We start from the raw sequence: 19336 nt of genomic DNA, 5'->3' as shown, positions 1-19336 counted from the left end.
TCGTCACCGTCGAGCTGGGTCCGGTCAGCTCCCCGCGACACCCGGGCCGGGGCCGATCTCGCCGGGAGCGCCCGGGCCGGGGCCGATCTTCGCGGCCACACCCGGGCCGGGGCCGATCTCGCCCGGAGCACCCGGGCCGGGGCCGATCGCCAGGACCACACCCGGACCGGGGCCGATCTCGCCCGGAGCGCCCGGGCCGGGGCCGATCGCCGTGACGGCTGCCGCCGCGCCGCCCAGGCCGAGGGCCAAGCCGGCTGCCGCGGTCACTCCGGTGATCAGGATCTTTCGCATCGTCATGGTCTCTCCCCGTGCCGTTTGGTTGATGACATGACTGTACGGAACCGACGAATAACACAAAACCTACTTATAGCGGTACTTAACTATACTGATGCCCGTTGATGGACCACCTGATCTGTGCCACGCGGGCGCGATGTCCCGCAGACGACAGGGAACGCCTACCGGTTTTCCCGCAACCTGCCGGCGTACCCGAATGTGTGACCGGTGCTGGCGAACACGCCGCCCGCGGCCACCACGGGGAGGACGAGTGCTTGTGACGAGAGAAGTACAGGTGGGCGGACGGCCGCCGGACCCGCTGGGCAACTCCACCTCGGCCGCCAACGAACTGGTCTTCGACGACTTCTACCACGCCCATTTCCGTTCGCTGGTCGTGCAGCTCACCGCGTACACGGGTGACCGCGGGCAGGCGCAGGACCTGGTCCAGGAGGCGTTCTGCCGGGCGTACGCCCGCTGGGACCGGCTCGCCCGGTACGAGGACCCGTTGGCCTGGGTACGCAAGGTCGCCTGGAACCTCGGACACAACCGCTGGCGGCGGTTGCGGACCGCCCAGTCGTGGCTGGTGCGGCAACGGGAGACCCACGTCGCAGGGCCGAGCCCCGACCGGGTCGCCCTCGACGTCGCGCTGGCGAAGTTGCCGCCGAAGCAGCGACGGGCTGTCGTTCTGCACTACCTCGCCGACCTGTCGGTCGCCGAGATCGCCGCGCAGGAGCGGGTCGCCGAGGGCACCGTCAAATCGTGGCTGCACCGGGGCCGCACGGCCCTCGCGACGCATCTGCGGGACACCAACGAGGAGGTGCGGGATGTCTGAGCAGGAGACCCTCGGCCTCGCCGAGGAATTTGCCCACTACCGCCGTACCGTGCTGGACAAGGTCGAGGTGCCCGGTCCCGCCGCCGTCCGCCGGACGGTGCGAGGCCGCAACCGACGCCGGTGGGGAGCCACCGCCACGACGGCGCTCGCGCTGTTCGGCGGGTCCGCCATCGGGTACGCGGCGATGAACGGCCCGGACCACCAGCCGGGTCCGGTCGACCCGACGCCGAGCATCTCGGTGTCGCCCACCCCGGACAGCTCGACCAGCCCGACTCCCGGCCCCTCCGTGACCACTGGCGGCCCCACCTCGGTAGTGCCGGACGGCCGGATCAGCCGCGCCCAGTTGCTCGACGCGTCGGTGACCCTGCCGGCCTGGCGGGCCGGGCGGGACTGCCCGACCTCGGGGGTGCGGCTCAGCGGCGACAACGTCCGCGAGGGGGTCAACTGGCTGCTGACGCTCGACCACGGCGACGTCGACGGGGACGGGGCGGTGGAGACGGTGGCGCTCGTGCAGTGCGTGTTCGGCACCGGCGGCTCGATGCAGGTGGTGGCATTCGACCGGGACGAGCAGGGGAAGGTGGTCACGCTCGGCCGCGTGGTGATGACCACCATCGACAAGCCGCAGTGGTTGTTCGCCCTCGACGTGGTGGCCGACGGCACGGTCCGCGTGCAGGTGGGTGACATCGCTCCCGGGGGCGGCTGGTCCGCCGACTGGTCACAGCGGCAGTGGCGGAGCTACCGCTGGAAGGGCGACGCCTTCGCCCAGGTCTCCGGGCCGACGAGCTTCGGTCCGAACCCCAACCTGGCGGATGTCTCGGTCACCACCGGCGACCTCGTGTTGAGAACTGCGGACGACGGCTCCCGAACGGGTACGGCCACGGTGCGGATCCGCAACCGGGGCACGGGGCCGGTCGCCCGCGTGGGGGTGCGGTTGGCTGTGCCTGAAACGGTGCGCGCGGACGTCGACGGGTGGGAACTGTGCCCCGGCGCCCACGGCGACGTCGGAACGATCACCTGCAGCGTGCGTCAGCTCGCCGCCGGCGAAGAGATACGGCTGGATCTGGACTTCCGGGTGCTCGAAGGAATCACGCTCAGCACGGACAAGGCGGACGTGGAGGTCCAGCCGTGGGACGGCAAAGGTGACGTCCTGCCGGACGTCAAGAGAACCGACAACCTGGTGCAGATGAAGTTGATCTACGGCTGACGATCGCCGGCCGCGCCGCACGCCACGATGGCGTACGACGCGGCCGGCTCCGGTCACCAGGTGGGACGTTGCAGCAGGCCGACGAACTCGACCAGCAACCGTTCGCGCAACGCCGGCGGGGCGGCGTCGAGCAGCGTGTTCACCACGGCCAGGCGATCCGGCGTCGAGGCTCCCCCGCCACCGAGTCCGAGCCCGGCGGCCAGCCCGGCCACGAGTTCGGGCGTGAGGGCGTCCGGGGTCAGCGACGTCGCCAGTGCGATCAGCTCGGGCGGGAGGGCGACCGGACCGGCCGTCCGGGCGGCGGCCACCGCCTCGACCAGGTCGGGCCCGAACTCGGCGACCCGGGGCGCGACCGAGGCGGTCACCGTGAGGTGCACACTCGCTGGCAGCCCCGCGTACGACAGTTGGGGCTGGGTGTGCCAACCCCGCGCGGTCAGCTCGTCGACCAGGACGAACAGGTCCGGGCCGCCCTCGGTGGCCGTGAAGCACACCACCGTCGACTCCGGCTCGGCCATCAGCCGCAATCCGTCGACGGCGCGTACCGCGTCGGCCAGGCCGGCGACCGCGTCCCGGGTGACGGTGGCGAGCCGCAGGTAACCGTCGTCGCCGAGGTGCCGCACCGTGGCGTACGCGGCGGCGATCGGCCCGCCCGAGCGGGTGGACGCGATCACCGGGTTGATCATCGTGTAGCCGGGCCAGTCGGCGTACGCGAAGTACTGCGGGGCGCGGAGCGCGGCATCCCGGTGCAGCAGCACCGACACCCCCTTCGGCGCGTACGCGTACTTGTGCAGGTCCACCGAGATGGACGTGACCCCGGGTACCGCGAAGTCGAACGGCGGCACCGGCTCACCGAGGCGACGCAGGTACGGCAGGGTCCAGCCGCCGAAGCAGGCGTCCACGTGGCAGCGCACCCCGGCGGCGGCGGCCGCCGCCGCGATCTCCGCGACCGGGTCCACCACCCCGTGCGCGTACGACGGCGCGGAGCAGGCGACGAGCACCGTCTCCGGACGGATCGCGGCGGCCATCGCGGCCGGATCGGGACGCAGGGTGTCCGGGGAGACCGGCACGACGTCCATCGCCACCCGCAGGTAGTGCGCCGCCTTGGCGAACGCGGCGTGGGCGCTCGACGGCACCACGATCCGGGGCTCGGCGATCTCCGGGTGCGCGTCCCGGGCCGTCTTGACCGCGAGGATCAGCGACTCGGTACCGCCGCTGGTGACACTGCCGACGACGTCCGGGGCGGTCGTGCCCGGGCCGGCGCCGAGCACCCGGCCGGCAGCGCCCACCAGGGCGTTCTCCATCGCCAGCAGGGACGGGAACGCGGTCGGGTCCAGCCCGTTGACGTGCGCGCTCTCCCGGTGCGCGGCGGCGGTCAGCTCGTCCAGGCCCGGCACCGCGGGGTCGTAGACGTACGCGAACAGCTGCCCACCGTGGGTCGGCCGGTCACCGGCGCGCAGGCTCCGCACCTCGGCCAACGCGACATCCGCTGGCACCCCGAGAGGCAACGCGGCCCGGACCTCGACCCTGCTCTCGTCGATCATGGAGTCATGGTGCCCTTCTCGTGACGGTCAACGGCTTTCGTCCCCCAGCACAACTCCATGATCGACGCGGTCGGCACGGATCGGGTCAGCCAGGGCGGTGGGGGTGAGGGTGTACTGGCGGAGCAGGAGGATCGGTGGGGCGATCAACAGAGCCGGGATCAGCGTGAAGCCGAGCAGGACGCCCAGGCGGGCACCATCGGACTGGGCGGCGGCTGTTCCGGTGTCGGAGGAGACGTAGCCGGAGACCTGGAGCACCAGGCCGTAGATGCCCGGACCCAGTGCCAGCCCGAGGGTCTCCCCGGCCGTCCACAGGCCCGTGAACACACCCGCCTGTCGGCGACCGGTGCGCCTGGTGTCGTACGCGATGCAGTCCGGCAGCATCGACAGCGCGAAGACCTGCTGCCCGGCGTACCCGACGCCGATCACCGCGACCACCAGGTAGACGGCGACAGTCGGCAGCACCGACGCGGCGACCAGGGTGAGCGCCCCGACGGCGAGGATCAGCGAGGCGGCGACCAGCGCGGTCCGCTTGCCCAGCCGGGCACCGACCCGGGACCAGATCGGCATCACCAGCAGCGCCGGCCCGACGAAACAGACGAAGAGCAGGGTCGGCCCGCTCTCGTCGTCGCGCAGGATCTGCCCGGCGAAGTAGTTGACCCCGGCCAGGATCGTCGCCACCCCGGCGGACTGCACGACGAAACAGATCAGCAGCGCCCGGAACGGGCGGTTGGCGGCGGCAACGGCGAGTTGGGCGCGCAGGGTCGGCTCGCTCCCGCTCACCGTGCCGGTCGGCGCGGACCGGGTGCCGAGGAACGCCCCGACGGCGCCGAGGGCGATCAGCGCCGCCACGAACAGCCCCATCCACCGGTGCCCGGCAACACCGTCTCCGCCGGCGCTGACCACCAGTGGGGCGACCGCGCCGGAGACCAGGATGGCCAACGCCAGCACCGCGATCCGCCAGGTCATCAGCCGGGTGCGCTCGGTGTAGTCGTCGGTCAACTCCGCCGGCATTGCCACGTACGGCACCTGAAAGAAGGCGAACGCGGTGGCGGTGGCGAGGAAGGCGAACGCCACGTACGCGGCGGCGGCCGGGCCGTTGCCGAACGGCGCCGCGAAGATCGACGCGAAGAGGACGGCGAGCGCGAGGCCGGCGACGAGCAGGTACGGGCGACGAGCGCCCCAGCGTGAACGGGTGCGGTCGGAGATCCGCCCGGCGACCGGGTTGACCAGCACGTCCCAGGCCTTGGGCAGCAGCACCAGCAGGGCCGCGAGTCCGGCGGCCACGCCCAGCGTGTCGGTCAGGTACGGCAGGAGCAGCAGACCGGGCACGGTGCCGAACGCGCCGGTCGCCAGCGAGCCGAGCGCGTAGCCGGCGTGCACCGGGCGAGGCAGCGAGCCGGCGGCTGACGAGCCGGTGCCCAGCGGCGTTTTCATGGGGCCGAATGTTACTCACGTTATGCCGGAGGTCACATCCCTCATCCGCCCGCCCGATACCGACATCCGAACAGTCGGGTAGCCGGCAGCCGGGCACGCAACCGCCTCCGCAGCCTCGGAGTGTTACCAGCGCCGACGGCAAACCAGCCCGGCGGTGACGGGGGAGGGGCAGTGACAGCAACGATGGGAGCCCGCGCCAACGAGCCACCAGCCGCACGGACGGCCGGCGTGTCGGTCGAGGTGACGATCACTTTCGACGACTTCTACCACGCGCACTTCGGCAGCGTGACCGCCCAACTGTGCGCGTACACCGGGGATCTGGGGCACGCACAGGACCTGGCCCAGGAGGCGTTCTACCGGGCGCTGGCCCGCTGGGACCGCCTGGTCCGGTACGACGACCCGGTGGCTTGGGTCCGCCGGGTCGCCTGGAACCTGGCCCGCAGCCGCTGGCGACGCCTGCGTACCGCCCGCAACCACCTGCTGCGGCAGCGGCCCGCCGATGCGGAGGTGGCCGGGCCGAACCCCGACCGGGTGGCGATCGACGCGGCGTTGGCGCAACTGCCCGCCACCCACCGTCGAGCGGTCATCCTGCACTACCTGGCCGACCTGTCGGTGAGTGAGATCGCCGCTCAGGAAGGGGTGGCCGAGGGCACCGTCAAGTCCTGGTTGCACCGCGGTCGGACGGCACTGGCCGGACTGCTCGACGAGAACACCGAGGGGGTGTGCGATGTCTGACTTTGACCCGCTACTGCGCGAGCGCCTCATCGCGTACCGCAACGACGTGGTCACCCAGGTCGCTGGCCCAGGACCGGACCACGCCCGGCACCTCCTCCGCCGACGCCGTCGGATGACGGCGGTCGCCGTGGCCGCAGTGGCGGTCGTCCTGGTGGTGGCCCCCGTCGTCGCCAACGCCGCGCTGCGCGACGACCGGAACCCGCCGGTGCCGGCGGAGTCCGTCGAGCCAACGACCCCACCGACGTCGGCCCCGCCGACCCCCACACCGACCGGGTCGCCGTCGACGACCACCAGCACCCCGAATGCCCCGGACGGACGGATCAGCCGGGCCCAACTGCTCGCCACCCGGGTCGACCTGCCGAACTGGCCGTCGAACCTGGCGGAGCAGGGCTGCACCACCTCGAACGTTCGACTCAAGACCAACGCGACCGACCTGTTCGTGTCGGAGTTGGCGAACGACGCGTTCCGGTACGGCGACGTGGATGACGACGGTGCCGTCGAGACCCTCGCCGTCGTCTCCTGCCGGTACGCCGAGGCGTCAGCGAAGCAGGTGGTGGCCTTCGACCGGAACCCGGACGGTCGGATCGTGACACTGGGCAGGGTGGTCCGGACCGGCGACGGGTTCGACGACGTTCTCGCGGTGGAGATCAATCGGAACGGATCTGTCGAGGTGCGGGTGGCCGACATCGTGCCGTGCTGTGGCATACCGACCTATCTGGTGCGCGAACAGGTACGGACGTACCGGTGGGACGGGGAGCGGTTCGGTCAGACCGACGGCCCCACCGCGTTCGGCAAGGACCCCCGACTCACCGACCTGAGGCTGAGCATGAGCCACGAACTGGTCGACGTCCCCGGTGCCGACACCCGACGCAAACTCACCACCGTCTTCACCGTCACCAACGCGGGGCCCCTCGACGCGCCCCAGATGGCATTCCAGTCCATCGACGTCGGCGAACGGGCCGGCGGGGACTGGTCGAAGTGCGACCCGAACCCCGCGCCGCAGCAGTACGTGCCGTCGTGCCTGCTACCCGGGGTGCCCGCCGGTGAGTCGCGCCGCTACACGTTCGTCCAGTTGGTGCCGGGCAAGCCGGGGGCGGACGCGCACATCAGGACCTTCGAAGTCGAACACTACGACGCCCAGGATCGCCCTTGGCCCGACCTCAAGCCCGCCGACAACAGGGTCCGGTCCCCCATTCCGCTCTGAAGCACCCCGCGGTGCCCCGTTCCCTTCCCGGAACGGGGCACCGCGTGCACGCCGGTTCGGCCCTGGTCACCGATCCTCGTCCGGCGACCATCCGGCCGCCGCCATGTCCACCCCGGTCGGGCGGAGCGGCGTCCCCTCGGCGCGCAGGCGGGCCCGCGCCTCCCGCTCGTGGCCCGGTGGCAGCCGGCCAGCCGCCGTCACCACCCGGTGCCAGGGCACCGAGCCGCCATGGCGGGCCATGATGGCGCCCACCAGTCGCGCCGAGGCGCGACCTGATCGCTCGGCGAGCGCGTCGGCGACCGCGCCGTACGACATGACCCGACCCTCCGGGATCCGCTCGACCAGGTCGAGCACCGCCTCGACGTACTCGTCAGGTGTCACAATCCGCCACCATATGGGAAGGCCGCCGGGCGGTGCGGCCGTGACCACGCAGAATGGGCGGGTGCGCGACGCAGTCACGGCGGCCCGGCGGGTCGTCGTCAAGATCGGATCCTCCTCGTTGACCACCGCCACCGGCGGTCTGGCCGAGAAGCGCGTCGACGCGCTCGTCGACATCCTCGGTCGGCTCGCCGCCGAGGGGCGCGAGGTGGTCCTGGTGTCCTCCGGCGCGATCGCCGCCGGCCTCGCCCCACTCGGGCTCCCCCGACGCCCGCGCGACCTGGCCACCCAGCAGGCCGCCGCCAGCGTCGGGCAGGGCCTCCTGATCGGCCGGTACGCGGCCAGCTTCGCCCGGCACGGCCGCACTGTGGGGCAGGTGCTGCTCACCGTCGACGACGTGACCCGGCGGGCGCACTACCGCAACGCGTACCGCACGCTGCGCAAACTGCTCGACCTGCGGGCTGTGCCGATCGTCAACGAGAACGACACGGTGGCCACCCAGGAGATCCGGTTCGGCGACAACGACCGGTTGGCCGCGCTGGTGGCCGCGCTGGTGCACGCCGACCTGCTGGTTCTCCTCTCCGACGTGGACGCGCTCTGGACCGGCGACCCCACCAAGCCGCAGTCGACGCGGATCTCCGAGGTTCACGGCGACGCGGATCTCGCCGGGATCACCATCGGCGGGGCGGGCCGGTCCGGCGTCGGCACCGGCGGCATGGTGACCAAGGTCGAGGCCGCCCGGATCGCCACCGGCTTCGGCATCCCGGTGGTGCTCACCGCCGCCGACCTGGCCGGTCCGGCGTTGGCCGGCGAACCCGTCGGCACGCTGTTCCACCCGCAGCGGCAACGCCCGACGGCCCGGCTGTTCTGGCTGGCCCACGCCACGTCACCCCGGGGCCGGTTGCACCTCGACCCGGGCGCGGTCGCCGCCGTCGTCGGGCGGCGCAAGTCGCTGCTCCCGGCCGGCATCACCGCCGTGGACGGCACGTTCACCGCGGGCGACCCGGTGGACCTGGTGGACACCGCCGGCGCGTCGGTCGCCCGGGGTCTGGTCAACTACGACGCGGTGGAGCTGCCCGGGCTGCTCGGCCGCTCCACGTCCGAACTCGCCGCGGCGCTCGGTCCGGCGTACGAACGAGAGGTCGTCCACCGCGACGACCTCGTGCTGCTGTGAGGAGTGCTGGCATGACCGTCGTCGAGCAGGCGAAGCGGGCGCGGAACGCCGCCGCTGACCTGGCCACTGCCACCCGTACGGTCAAGGACGCCGCGCTGGTGGCGATGGCCGATGCGCTGGTGGCGCGTACCCCGGAGATCCTGACCGCCAACGAGGCGGACCTGGCGGCCGGGGGCGAGGCCGGGCTGAGCGCGGCCGTGCTGGACCGGCTCGCCCTCGACGCGGGCCGGGTGGCCGGCATCGCCGACGCGCTGCGCCAGATGGCCGCGCTGCCCGACCCGGTCGGCGAGGTGGTCCGCGGTTCCACCCTGCCCAACGGGCTGGAGCTGCGTCAGATCCGGGTGCCGTTCGGGGTCGTCGGCATCATCTACGAGGCGCGGCCGAACGTGACTGTGGACGCCGCCGGGATCTGCCTCAAGTCCGGCAACGCGGCGCTGCTGCGCGGGTCGTCGTCGGCCGCGCACTCCAACGCCGCGCTGGTCGAGGTGCTGCGCGACGCGGTGGCCGGGGCCGGGCTGCCGGCTGACGCGGTGCAGTTGCTCGACGCCAGCTCCCGCGACTCGGTCAAGGAGCTGATGCGCGCCCGAGGGCTCGTCGACGTGCTCATTCCACGTGGCGGCGCGTCGTTGATCCGCACCGTGGTCGAGGAGTCGACAGTGCCGGTGATCGAGACCGGGGTGGGCAACTGCCACGTCTACGTGGACGCCGCCGCCGACGTGGCGAAGGCGGTCGCGGTGACGCTGAACGCCAAGACGCAGCGCCTGTCCACCTGCAACACGGCCGAGTCGCTGCTGGTGCACGCGGACGTCGCCGACGCGTTCCTGCCGCCGATGCTGGCCGCGCTCGCGGAGGCGGGGGTGACAGTGCATGGCTCCCCCGAGGTGGCCGCGTACTCCGCAGCCGTCGTCCCGGCCACCGAGGAGGACTTCGCCACCGAGTACCTGTCCGCCGACATCTCGGTCGCGGTGGTCGACTCACTGGACGCGGCGGTCGCGCACATCCGCCGCTTCGGCACCGGACACACCGAGGCGATCCTCACCGACTCAGCGAGCGCGGCCCGCGACTTCGTCGCGCGGGTGGACGCGGCGGCGGTGATGGTCAACGCCTCGACCCGGTTCACCGACGGCGGTGAGTTCGGGTTCGGCGCGGAGATCGGCATCTCCACCCAGAAACTGCACGCCCGTGGCCCGATGGGTCTGCCCGAGCTGACCAGCACCAAGTACGTGGTCACCGGCGACGGTCACCTGCGCTAGGCACTCAGCGGGCAGTCACGCCCGCCGCGGCCGGCGTGGGCCGGGCGGCCCGGATCGCGGAGAGCGTGGCGTGCACGTCGAACTGGTGGCCGTCGTCGCTCTCCCAGCCGCCGTCGCTGCGCTGGGTCTCGGCCAGCCGGCGCAGGGCCCGCACCATGATCCAGTCCTGCGGGTCGATGCCGGCCCGGCGCAGGGTGGCCGCCAACCACGTCACATCACCCGGGGACATCTTCGGCATCCGTTCGGCGAGCACCACCTGGATCCGCGCCGACTCCTGGAACATCTCCTGGCGGTGCAGCACCGCCGCGCTCAACCACCCGGCGGCGAGGTACGACGGCCAACTGCCGTCCGGACGCAGCCGCGCGGCCAGGGATTGGGCCGCCGCCTGCACCACCCCGGCGTACGCCCCACCGACCCGATGGTCGAGCGGGCCCGAGGCGCGGGCGTCCCGGCCGGCGACGGTGAGCCAGAAACCGGCATTGGCCGACACGAGGAACCCGGCTTCCGGGTCGCCGGGTCGGGCCCACTCCGGGGCCGAGTCGGCCAGCGACGCGTCCTCGTCCCAACCACCGTCGGCCTGCTGCCGCGACGCCAGCCAGTCGAGTGCCCGACGCGCGGCGGGACGACCGAGCGCTCCCAGGTCGTCCAACTCGGCGAGCCGGAAGCAGGTGGCGTCGATCGAAGCCACCTCACCGCCCCAGGTGGCCGGCCAGCCACCGTCTGACGACTGGCCGACCTCCGCCGTCGCCAACAGTTCGGCGGGCACCGCGGTGCCGTTGCGCAGCCAGGAGAGGCGGGCGCGTTCCACCGCATCACCGTGCGCCACGACGAACCCGATCGCGGCTTCCAAGTCGACCACGGCGGGAACGCTACCTGCGCAGACGCGATCGCGCCTCGGGGAATCGGTTGGCCCGGCATGGCTGCGTCGCTCCGACCGCAGGGCCACCCAGCGTGACTTGCGTCGATTTGCCGCGACGAGCCGGCGGTTGCCGGGGCGGCCGTTGCGGGCCGGGTGCGGCCCGCTCGGCCGCCCCGGCCCGGTCGATCAGTACGCCGGCAGCGACGGGTCGATCTGCTTGATCCAGGAGAGCACGCCGCCCTGCACGTGTACGGCGTCGCGGAAACCGGCCGCCTTGAGCGCCGCGAGCGCCTCCGCCGAGCGGACGCCGGACTTGCAGTGCAGCACGATCTGCCGGTCCTGCGGCAGCTTCGCGAGGGCCTCGCCGGAGATGATGTCGCCCTTGGGGATCAGGGTGGCGCCGGGGATCCGGACGATTTCGTACTCGGCCGGCTCCCGCACGTCGACCAGGAAGATGTCCTTGCCGGCGTCCTGCCACTCCTTGAGTTCCAGGGCGGTGATGGTCGAGTCGAGCGTCGCCTCCTGGGCCTCCTCGGAGACCGCGCCGCAGAAGTCCTCGTAGTCTTCCAGCAGGTCGGTGACCGTCGGGTTCTCGCCGCAGAGCGCGCAGTTCGGGTCCTTGCGAACCTTGATCTTGCGGTATTCCATCTCCAGGGCGTCGTAGACCATCAGACGGCCGACCAGGGGCTCGCCGATGCCGGTGAGCAGCTTGATCGCCTCGTTCACCTGGATCGAGCCGATCGACGCGCAGAGCACACCCAGCACGCCACCCTCGGCGCAGGAGGGAACCATGCCGGGCGGCGGCGGCTCCGGGTAGAGGCAGCGGTAGCAGGGGCCGTGTTCGGCCCAGAACACCGACGCCTGGCCGTCGAAGCGGTAGATCGAGCCCCACACGTACGGCTTGCCGAGCAGCACCGCAGCGTCGTTGACCATGTAGCGGGTGGCGAAGTTGTCGGTGCCGTCGACGATCAGGTCGTACTGGGCGAAGATCTCGCGGACGTTCTCCCGGTCCAGCGCGGTGTTGTGGATCTCCACGTTGACCAGCGGGTTGATCTCGCGGATCGACGCCGCGGCGGACTCGGCCTTGGACCGACCGACGTCGGACACACCGTGGATGACCTGGCGCTGGAGGTTCGACTCGTCGACGGTGTCGAAGTCGATGATGCCGAGCGTGCCGACCCCGGCCGCGGCGAGGTATAGCAGGGCGGGCGACCCGAGGCCACCTGCGCCGACACAGAGCACCCGGGCGTTCTTGAGCCGCTTCTGCCCGGCTACCCCGACATCCGGGATGATCAGGTGGCGTGAGTAGCGGCGGATCTCGTCAACGGTCAGCTCGGCGGCGGGCTCGACGAGCGGGGGCAACGACACGGTGGACTCCCCGGGATCGGCGGTGTGAACCGCGCCATTGTTGCTCGCGGGGGCCCTGCTCGGCCATGAGGGAGGACACGTGGTCCGCGATGCGGGAGCGGGAATAACCGACGATGCCGTCGATCAGGGGACGATGTCACCCGCGTAGCGACGGCCGTCGAGGTAGGGCCAGGCGTTGGCGACGCACCCATCCAGGCCGTACGTCTGCTGCTGCATCACCGGGGCGGGCTCACCCGGCGCGGGGCAGGCCTCGTGCTGTTCGCCGAACTCGTGGCCGACCTCGTGGTTGATCACGTAGGTGCGGTAGGTGTCCAGCGAGGCGCCGTAGTCGGGGACCGCCTCCATCCAGCGGGCCAGGTTGATGATGACCTGGCCGGGCAGGCGGCAGGAGGTGTAGCGCTCGGTGGTCAGCCCACCCTCGGCGCACATCCGTTCGGACGTGACAGGGGTGGCCAGGTAGATGGTGAAGTCGGCGGCACCGGCGTCGGCCACCCGCTGCACCCGCAGCTCGCCGGAGGCGATCCAGCTCCGTGGGTCGGCCAGTACCTCGTCCACTCGGGTGGCGAAGGCCTCGGCGTCCTGGCCGGTGCCTCGTTCGACGACGACCCGGTACCGGCGCAGCGGGCCGTCCGTGCCGTGCACTGATGTCTCGCCGTCGGCAGCGGTGAACCGTCCGGCACCGACCGACGGATAGCTGGTGGGCACCGGATGCGCAGCCCCACCGCCGCGCCCCGTGCCGCCCTGGGTGGTGACGGCAGGAGTGACGGCCGCCGGCTCACCGTCGCCCCTGGCCAGCGGCACGCCGATGGCGGCGGTCAACACGAGCAGGCCGAACAGCAGGGTGCGGCGACGCCGCCGGTGCATCCGGGCCAGCGTGGGACGCACGTACACCGACCCGCCCGACGGGTCGGGCGGCTGGGGCGGGCCGTATCGGGACGACGGCGTCATGACGACGAGCCTGCCAGATTATTCGGGCATTTCTCCATTTTTGGAGCTATTGCCGCAAGACGCCTGATGGAGGGGTAGCAGGTCGGCGTGTCGACCCGTCACTCAGAGGGCGGGGCCGCTGTAGCGACGCCCTTCGAGGTACGGCCACGGGTTGACCCGGCACCCGTTCCAGAAGAGCGTCTGCTGCATCATCACCGGCGCCGGTCGGCCCGCGCCCGGGCAGCGCTCGTGCCGGTGCCCGAGCTGGTGACCCACCTCGTGGTTGACCACGTACGTCCGGTAGACCGACAACGGCACCCCGGCCGAGACGAAGTGCGGCACGGACAGCCGCCACCGATCCAGGTTGATGATCACCTGGCCGGGCGCACGACAGGACGTGTACGGCCGACCCCCGACCCGGATGTCCACTCCCCCGTCGGCACACATGCGACCCGCCGTGCGGGCCGTCGCCAGGTAGACGGTGAAGTCGCGAGGCGCGCCCCCCGGCACCTGTTGCAGCCGCAGCCTGCCACTGTCCACCCAACTGCCCGGACCGGCGAGCGCCGTCTGGACCGCCAGCGCGAACTCCCCCGCATCCTCGTTGCTGCCCGACTCCACAGCGACCCGGAAACGACGCACCTCACCCGCTCGCCCCAGCACCGGACCGGAGCGGGCGTCGTACCCGAAATCGCCGCTGCCGGCGCTCGGGACCGCACCGGGCATCCGCAGCACCGGAGGCGGGCTGGACGGCACCGCCGCGGAGGGCGACGGGCTGACCGACGGCGGCAGTGGCGCGGCCACCAGTGGCGGCACCGTGGAGATCTCGTCGGCGGCCAACCGTTCGGCGCCGGGGTGCCCACCCGGCCCCTCCGCGATCACGGTCACCGCCGCGCTCACCGCCAGCACCACCGCCACCAGTTGGGCGAACAGAGCGAAGCGTCGCTGACGACGGGCCGGGAGGCGGGCTGAGCTGGGCATCGGGCTCAGCCTGCCAGATCGGACCGCCCAACGGAGTCCCCCGTTTCGGCGAGCAGCCCGATCACCGCTCGGGCCACCAGTCGGGGCACCTCCAACTGCGCCACATGACCGACGCCGTCGAGCATCATCAACCGGCTGTCACGAATGACCCGCGCGGTCTGCGGCGCGACCCGCACGTCGACCAGACGATCCTGACGGCCACCCACCACCAGCGTCGGTGCGCGTACCGCCTCGGCGAGCCGCCACAACGAACCCGGCCCCGGCAGGTACGCCCGCAGGAAGCTGGAGACCAGACCACGGAACGTCCGGACGTACGCGGCCGCGTAGTGCTCCGCCTCGTAGCGGACCCGGATCTCCTCCAGCGCCTCGGCCCGACGTTGGTCGCAGATCCGGGTGAGATCGGCGACGCAGGCCTCCAACACCTGCTGGGCCATCACCTCGGGCGGAAGCTGGGTGAGGCGCCGGGCGACCAACCGTTCGCCGCGCGGAATGGCGAGCACCGGCAGCATCCGCCCCTGCAACGAGCGACGGAAGTCCAGGAACGGCAGAGCCGGGGAGATCAGGGTGAGCGTACGGACCAGGTCGGGCCGGAGCCCGGCCACCTGGACCGCCACCGCTCCGCCCAGCGAGTTGCCGAACAGGTGCACCGGACCACGGTCGGAGTGCTCGATCCAGCGGACGACGAGGTCCGCGAACGCCGGGATCGTGTAGCGGGGCCCCGGCTCGCTACGACCGAAGCCGGGCAGGTCGATCGCCTGACCGTCCAGCCGGTCGGCGAGCAGCCCGGCCAGGTCGGTCCAGTTCTGCGACGACCCGCCCAGCCCGTGCACGTACAGCGCCGGCTCCGCGCCAGCGGCTGTGGCCGGAGTGTCCCGCACGTACGTGACCAGGCCGTCGAGGCGGACCTCCCGGCCCGGCCACGGCGGGGGAACATGGTCGTCGGGAAGCAGGTGGTCCGGCCAGAGGGTGGCGCTTCTCATCGTTCCAGTCTGCCCCGGACCACTCAGGACAGCAGCGCCTCCAGCCGACGGTTCACCGCTGCCAGCGTCGCCCGGACCACCGCCTGCCGGGGATCACCGGCGACCAGAGCCGAGCCGGCGAGCTGCTCGACCCAGCCCTCACAGACGAGCAGTGCCACCACAGTGGCCACTTCACAGTTGCCGAACGGCACCACCGCGGCGTGCTCGACGAAGCAGCGCCCCCGCTCGGCGTTGTCGGCGCCGCGCAGCAACTCGTCGACCGCTGCCGCCGCCGCCACCGCGCAGAGCCGCAGCACGTAGCCGTCCACCGCCGGGCCGGTGGCGTACCCGGAGGCGGTCTCGCCCCCGGCCAGCAGCCGGACCTCCACGTTCGCGTCCAGGCCGAAGGTGCTGACCTGTACGTGGTCGATCACCACCCGTGGCCCCGGCGCGCCGCCCGTCTCCAACGGCCGGGACGGCGCCGACTCCGTCGTGGTCACCTGACCACCGGAGTACGACGTACCGAGCGTCGCCGGGCTGCCGGTGGCGGCACCAGCCGGCGCGGCCGAAACCGACCCCGGCTCCTCGACGGTGGCGCGACCCCGGTGCGGCGCGTTCGACCGGCGGCGGCGCGAGACGTCAGTGCCCGGCCTCTGCTCCGGGCCTGTCGGCACGGCCTCCACGCGACCGCCGGACGGTCGGATGGGCCCCGTCGAATCGGCCGCCCGAGCCTCACCGCCACGCGGGTCGGCGCCGGCATCGCGCAGAGCCGGGGTCGGGGAATCCGGGGTACGTCGTTCGGCGACCCGTGGCTCGGCCACGCGCCGGCGGACCGGCGGGGGCGGCGTGCTGGGCATGCCGGGCACGTTCTGCGGCGCGGCGGCCAGCCCCATGCGGTCCTGGAGCAGGCGGGCCACCTGTCGGCTCACCTCGGCCGGGTCGGCACCGTCGGCCAGGTCGAGTCGCAGGCTGTGCGCTCCGGCCGGGGTACGGCGCAGCGCGGCGTCGCGGACACCTGCCACCTCACGGACGGCGTCCAGGATCGCGTTGACGTCGAACCCCTCGGGGCGCTCCCGCAACGGTGCCGGCTCGTCGTCGCGGCGGAGGTGAGTGGCGATGCGGGCGAGTTCCGGGGTTTCGGCGGGTGGGTCCACAGCTGGCGGCTCCGGCACGACGGGCACGTCCGGCTCCGCGGGAACGCGCTGCGGCAGCACCACCGCTTTCGGGTCCGACTGCCGGTCGTCGGCGGCGGACGACGCCGGGTCGGGTGCGGATCGGCGAGCCGCATAGGGGGAGGCGGGCGCGGGGGCGGGGCGGTCGCGGGGTTCGGGCCCGTTCGCGGCGGGGGGTGGCACCGCCCCCGTCGAGGACGACGTGACATCGGTGGGTGACGGGGCGTTCGGCGGCGCGATCGGGCGGTGTGACTCGACCGGGCCGGGCGACTCCGGCGTCGCTGGACGGAGCCGGAATGGCCCGGTCGGCCGAACCTCGGGCCGGGTCGGGCCCGGGGTCTCGTCGTCACCCCCACGGGGGCGTTTGGCGGACTGGATCGCCGCCCAGGAAGGACGTTCGACCGGGGTGGCGGGAATGCGCCCCTCGGACCAGTCCGGCCGCTCGTCCCTGCTCGGGGTTGCCGAACCGGTCGGCGAACCACCGGCCCAGGAGGGGCGTTCCGCCACCAACGGCGGGCCCGCCGGAGCCGGTGGCGGGTCGGCCAGCGTGGGAGGTGCCCCCGCAGGCGCCGGAGGCGGTGTGGCGGGCGACGCCGGGCTGGTGGCCCAGGACGGGCGTGACGGCGGAGCGCTGGTCGGCTCGGCATCGGCTCCGCCAGCCCAGGACGGCCGGGACGGCGGAGCGCTGGTCGGCGCCGGGTCGGCTCCCCCGGCCCAGGACGGCCGGGTGGGTGCGGCGCTGCTCGGTTCGGCATCGCCTCCGCCGGCCCAGGACGGGCGGTCGCCCCGGGAGGCACTGGTAGCCCCGGACCCGGCCCAGGACGGGCGCTCGGCCGGCGGCCCACTGGTCGGCGTCGGACCATCGGCCCAGGACGGGCGCTCGGCCGGCGGCCCACTGGTCGGGGCCGGGCCACCGGCCCAGGACGGGCGTCCCACGGCGGGCGGCGGTGCCGGCGACGACACCGGCGGGCCGCTGGTCGGGGACGGGTCCGAGTCGACGGACCGGAGGGAACGATCGGCAGGTGGCGCAGCGGACGGAGCAGCCCAGGACGGGCGGGCGGTCGGCGGCACGCTGGCCGGTTCGACAGGATTGTCCGGCGCGGATTCGGACGCGGCCTCACCTCGCGCGGGCTCGTACCCACGCGGTGAATCGGCGCGGACCGGTTCGTACGGGCGGGGTGACTCGGCCCGTACCGGCTCGTATGGCTGGACCGGATCGGCGACCCAGCCGGACGCGGAATCGTCCCGCGTCGGCGGGCCGTCCGGCTCGTCGTTCTGCCGGGACCAGGGCGGTGCCCAACCACGGTCCCAGCTCGGACGGTTCCAGCTCGGCCCCGACCAGTCCGGCTCGACGGCCGGCGGCTCCCCGGCGCGGCGCGTCTCTCCCGAGCGGGGGCCTTCGGCGCCGCGACCCGGCTCAGCACCGCGACCCGGATCGGCCGCTTCGGCGTGCGCGTCCGGCCCCGGGGTGCGCCCCGGCGCTGCCGGAGGCTCCGGCGTCAGCGGGTCCCGCCAGTCGCGTGACGCGGCCGACGGGTCGTCGGCCGCGAGCCGTTCCGCGATCGGCGCATGGAAGCCGGGCGGCACCTCGAAGCCCGACGCGGCGGTGCCGACGGGCGGCACCTGGACGGCCGGCGGCGCCGAGGTGGGCAGCCCGGGCTCGGCCCAACGGGCGCGATGCGCGGCGGCGGGATCGGCTGTGGAACGTGGACCGGCGCCCGTGTCCGGCTCGCCGCCGCCCTGCTCCGCCGGCGGCACGGGACGTTGCGCGGGAACCACCAACCGGTCGCTGGCCGCCTCGGGTCGCCCCTCGCCGGGCAGCCCGGGCGGTGCGCTCACCGGCGTGGGACGTCCCCCGGTCGGTTCGAGACCGGGGCGACGGACGCCGTTGGTGTCGTCCGGGTGGCGGACACCGTTGGCGTGGTGGCCGTTGGCCCGAGCCGGTGGCTCCGGGTCGCCGGGCGACCCGGCCAGGGGCGACGGAAGGTCGCCGTGTCGGGTGGAGGAGGCACGCCAGCCGGAAGCCGGGTCGGGCTGCCAGCGCGGCGCCTGCTCCCGGGCATCCTCGCGGTCGGCGGCTCGGGGCCACCCACCTGCCTGAGGCGCCCACCCACTGACGGGACGACTCGGGTCGTCGTGCTGACCCGCTCCGTCACCGTGTTCTCCCGGGGTGGCGGCTCCGGGTTGCCCTGTTTCACTCACCGCGCGCTCCTTGGTCGCCCCCGCTGAGGCTACCGTGTGCCGAGAGTGGCGATAAGTTACAGCGGCGGGCCATTTCCACGACGGTGGTCAGTGACCTCGCCGGTCTGGGGGGAAAATGCCGGCTCGTACGGAGAACTCGGAGGATCCCATGACCGCTGCGGGGAATGGTGCACAGACCGCTGGCCGGCCCACCCGCCTGCCCCGCTCCGCGCGTCGTAAGCAGCTTCTCGCTGCGGCGCAGGAGGTGTTCGTCGCCCAGGGCTACCACGCCGCCGCGATGGACGACATCGCCGAGCGGGCCGGGGTGTCGAAGCCGGTGCTCTACCAACACTTCCCCGGGAAGATGGACCTTTACCTGGCGCTGCTCGACACGCACTGTGACGCCATCGTCGCTCAGGTGCAGGACGCGATGCGCGGCACCAGTGACAACAAGGAACGGGTCAGCGCCTCGGTGCGCGCGTACTTCGACTTCGTCGACCACGAGAGCGAGGCGTTCCGGCTCGTCTTCGAGTCGGATCTGCGCAACGACCCGGCGGTGCGGCAGCGGGTGGAGCGGGTCGAGCAGGGCTGCATCGCGGCGATCACCGACACCATCATCTCGGACACCGGGGTGAGCCGGGCGCACGCCGAACTGCTCGCCTCCGGGCTGGTCGGCGCCGCCGAGACGGCCGCGCAGTTCTGGCTGGCCGGTGGCCGGCAGGTGCCGAAGGCCGAGGCCGAGGCGTTGGTGGCCGCACTGTCGTGGCGGGGCATCGCGAGCTTCCCGCTGCAAGGTGAGTCAGCCTGACCGTCGACCCCGTGATCGGATAGCCTTCGCAGGGCGGTTCTTTCGCCCCAGTTGAG

Annotated in this window: 16 protein-coding genes and 1 pseudogene; 7 read left to right on the top strand and 10 right to left on the bottom strand. The window is 73.0% G+C overall.

The window, feature by feature from the left end; translation table 11 throughout:
- Positions 1 to 24: 24 nt before the first annotated feature.
- A complete protein-coding gene (locus tag FHU34_RS33200; protein WP_208744926.1) occupies positions 25 to 297 on the bottom strand; it encodes a hypothetical protein in 273 nt (90 codons plus the stop codon).
- 247 nt (positions 298 to 544) lie between these two features.
- Between FHU34_RS33200 and FHU34_RS04610 the strand changes: the two genes are divergently transcribed.
- On the top strand, positions 545 to 1105 hold the full coding sequence (locus FHU34_RS04610) for an RNA polymerase sigma factor (RefSeq protein ID WP_423438988.1): 561 nt from the start codon (positions 545 to 547) through the stop codon (positions 1103 to 1105).
- A complete protein-coding gene (locus FHU34_RS04605; protein ID WP_145778850.1) occupies positions 1098 to 2309 on the top strand; it encodes a hypothetical protein in 1212 nt (403 codons plus the stop codon). Before FHU34_RS04610 ends, FHU34_RS04605 begins: the two co-directional genes overlap by 8 nt.
- A 53-nt stretch (positions 2310 to 2362) precedes the next feature.
- On the opposite strand, the gene FHU34_RS04600 is transcribed toward FHU34_RS04605, so the two are convergent.
- Positions 2363 to 3850, bottom strand: coding sequence for a pyridoxal phosphate-dependent decarboxylase family protein (locus FHU34_RS04600; protein ID WP_145778849.1), 1488 nt, complete (start codon positions 3848 to 3850; stop codon positions 2363 to 2365).
- A 27-nt stretch (positions 3851 to 3877) separates the two neighbouring features.
- The gene (locus FHU34_RS04595) at positions 3878 to 5284 is read right to left on the bottom strand and encodes an MFS transporter (RefSeq protein WP_145778848.1); all 1407 of its coding nucleotides are present in this window, start codon (positions 5282 to 5284) and stop codon (positions 3878 to 3880) included.
- A 171-nt stretch (positions 5285 to 5455) separates the two neighbouring features.
- Between FHU34_RS04595 and FHU34_RS04590 the strand changes: the two genes are divergently transcribed.
- Positions 5456 to 6019 carry a SigE family RNA polymerase sigma factor gene (locus FHU34_RS04590; protein ID WP_244311548.1) on the top strand — a complete coding sequence of 188 codons (564 nt, stop codon included), beginning with the start codon at positions 5456 to 5458 and terminating at the stop codon, positions 6017 to 6019.
- Entirely contained in the window at positions 6012 to 7223 is a 1212-nt protein-coding gene (locus FHU34_RS04585) for a hypothetical protein (protein ID WP_145778847.1), read from the top strand. Before FHU34_RS04590 ends, FHU34_RS04585 begins: the two co-directional genes overlap by 8 nt.
- 66 nt (positions 7224 to 7289) lie before the next feature.
- Here FHU34_RS04585 and FHU34_RS04580 read toward each other — a convergent pair whose 3' ends face one another.
- Positions 7290 to 7604 carry an MGMT family protein gene (locus tag FHU34_RS04580; protein WP_145778846.1) on the bottom strand — a complete coding sequence of 105 codons (315 nt, stop codon included), beginning with the start codon at positions 7602 to 7604 and terminating at the stop codon, positions 7290 to 7292.
- A gap of 61 nt (positions 7605 to 7665) precedes the next feature.
- On the opposite strand from FHU34_RS04580, the gene proB reads away from it, so the two are divergent.
- Positions 7666 to 8775, top strand: a complete 1110-nt coding sequence (proB, locus tag FHU34_RS04575; protein ID WP_208744925.1) for a glutamate 5-kinase — start codon at positions 7666 to 7668, stop codon at positions 8773 to 8775.
- An 11-nt stretch (positions 8776 to 8786) separates the two neighbouring features.
- Positions 8787 to 10028 (top strand): glutamate-5-semialdehyde dehydrogenase, encoded by a 1242-nt coding sequence (locus FHU34_RS04570; RefSeq protein ID WP_145778844.1) that lies wholly within the window; start codon positions 8787 to 8789, stop codon positions 10026 to 10028.
- A gap of 4 nt (positions 10029 to 10032) precedes the next feature.
- Here FHU34_RS04570 and FHU34_RS04565 read toward each other — a convergent pair whose 3' ends face one another.
- The 6 genes and pseudogenes from FHU34_RS04565 to FHU34_RS34205 all read right to left on the bottom strand — a co-directional run.
- Positions 10033 to 10887, bottom strand: a complete 855-nt coding sequence (locus FHU34_RS04565; protein WP_208744924.1) for a prenyltransferase/squalene oxidase repeat-containing protein — start codon at positions 10885 to 10887, stop codon at positions 10033 to 10035.
- A gap of 186 nt (positions 10888 to 11073) precedes the next feature.
- Complete coding sequence (moeZ, locus tag FHU34_RS04560) at positions 11074 to 12255, bottom strand: adenylyltransferase/sulfurtransferase MoeZ (RefSeq protein ID WP_145778843.1); 1182 nt, start codon at positions 12253 to 12255, stop codon at positions 11074 to 11076.
- Positions 12256 to 12378: 123 nt separating this feature from the next.
- Positions 12379 to 13203 (bottom strand): DUF3152 domain-containing protein, encoded by an 825-nt coding sequence (locus FHU34_RS04555; RefSeq protein ID WP_145778842.1) that lies wholly within the window; start codon positions 13201 to 13203, stop codon positions 12379 to 12381.
- A 102-nt stretch (positions 13204 to 13305) separates the two neighbouring features.
- Positions 13306 to 14160 carry a DUF3152 domain-containing protein gene (locus FHU34_RS04550; protein ID WP_145778841.1) on the bottom strand — a complete coding sequence of 285 codons (855 nt, stop codon included), beginning with the start codon at positions 14158 to 14160 and terminating at the stop codon, positions 13306 to 13308.
- A 5-nt stretch (positions 14161 to 14165) separates the two neighbouring features.
- Entirely contained in the window at positions 14166 to 15140 is a 975-nt protein-coding gene (locus FHU34_RS04545; RefSeq protein WP_145778840.1) for an alpha/beta fold hydrolase, read from the bottom strand.
- A 23-nt stretch (positions 15141 to 15163) separates the two neighbouring features.
- Positions 15164 to 16858: pseudogene (locus tag FHU34_RS34205) on the bottom strand (DNA polymerase III subunit gamma/tau domain-containing protein); the annotation flags it as partial.
- 1783 nt (positions 16859 to 18641) lie between these two features.
- Here FHU34_RS34205 and FHU34_RS04535 point away from each other — a divergent pair.
- Positions 18642 to 19280: a TetR/AcrR family transcriptional regulator gene (locus FHU34_RS04535; protein WP_030489514.1), complete on the top strand. Its 639-nt coding sequence runs from the start codon at positions 18642 to 18644 to the stop codon at positions 19278 to 19280.
- Positions 19281 to 19336 lie beyond the last annotated feature (56 nt).

It is taken from the genome of Micromonospora taraxaci (assembly GCF_007830095.1).
Classification (GTDB): Bacteria; Actinomycetota; Actinomycetes; order Mycobacteriales; family Micromonosporaceae; genus Micromonospora; species Micromonospora taraxaci.
Note: the sequence above shows the minus strand (reverse complement) of the source record. Positions and strands in the feature narration are given on the sequence as shown.

Coding starts and splice junctions, on each gene's coding strand:
- FHU34_RS04535 (WP_030489514.1), top strand. CDS start 18,642: ATGACCGCTGCGGGGAATGGTGCACAGACCGCTGGCCGGCCCACCCGC.
- FHU34_RS04600 (WP_145778849.1), bottom strand. CDS start 3,850: ATGATCGACGAGAGCAGGGTCGAGGTCCGGGCCGCGTTGCCTCTCGGG.
- FHU34_RS04605 (WP_145778850.1), top strand. CDS start 1,098: ATGTCTGAGCAGGAGACCCTCGGCCTCGCCGAGGAATTTGCCCACTAC.
- FHU34_RS33200 (WP_208744926.1), bottom strand. CDS start 297: ATGACGATGCGAAAGATCCTGATCACCGGAGTGACCGCGGCAGCCGGC.
- FHU34_RS04570 (WP_145778844.1), top strand. CDS start 8,787: ATGACCGTCGTCGAGCAGGCGAAGCGGGCGCGGAACGCCGCCGCTGAC.
- FHU34_RS04545 (WP_145778840.1), bottom strand. CDS start 15,140: ATGAGAAGCGCCACCCTCTGGCCGGACCACCTGCTTCCCGACGACCAT.
- FHU34_RS04585 (WP_145778847.1), top strand. CDS start 6,012: ATGTCTGACTTTGACCCGCTACTGCGCGAGCGCCTCATCGCGTACCGC.
- FHU34_RS04555 (WP_145778842.1), bottom strand. CDS start 13,203: ATGACGCCGTCGTCCCGATACGGCCCGCCCCAGCCGCCCGACCCGTCG.
- FHU34_RS04550 (WP_145778841.1), bottom strand. CDS start 14,160: ATGCCCAGCTCAGCCCGCCTCCCGGCCCGTCGTCAGCGACGCTTCGCT.
- FHU34_RS04595 (WP_145778848.1), bottom strand. CDS start 5,284: ATGAAAACGCCGCTGGGCACCGGCTCGTCAGCCGCCGGCTCGCTGCCT.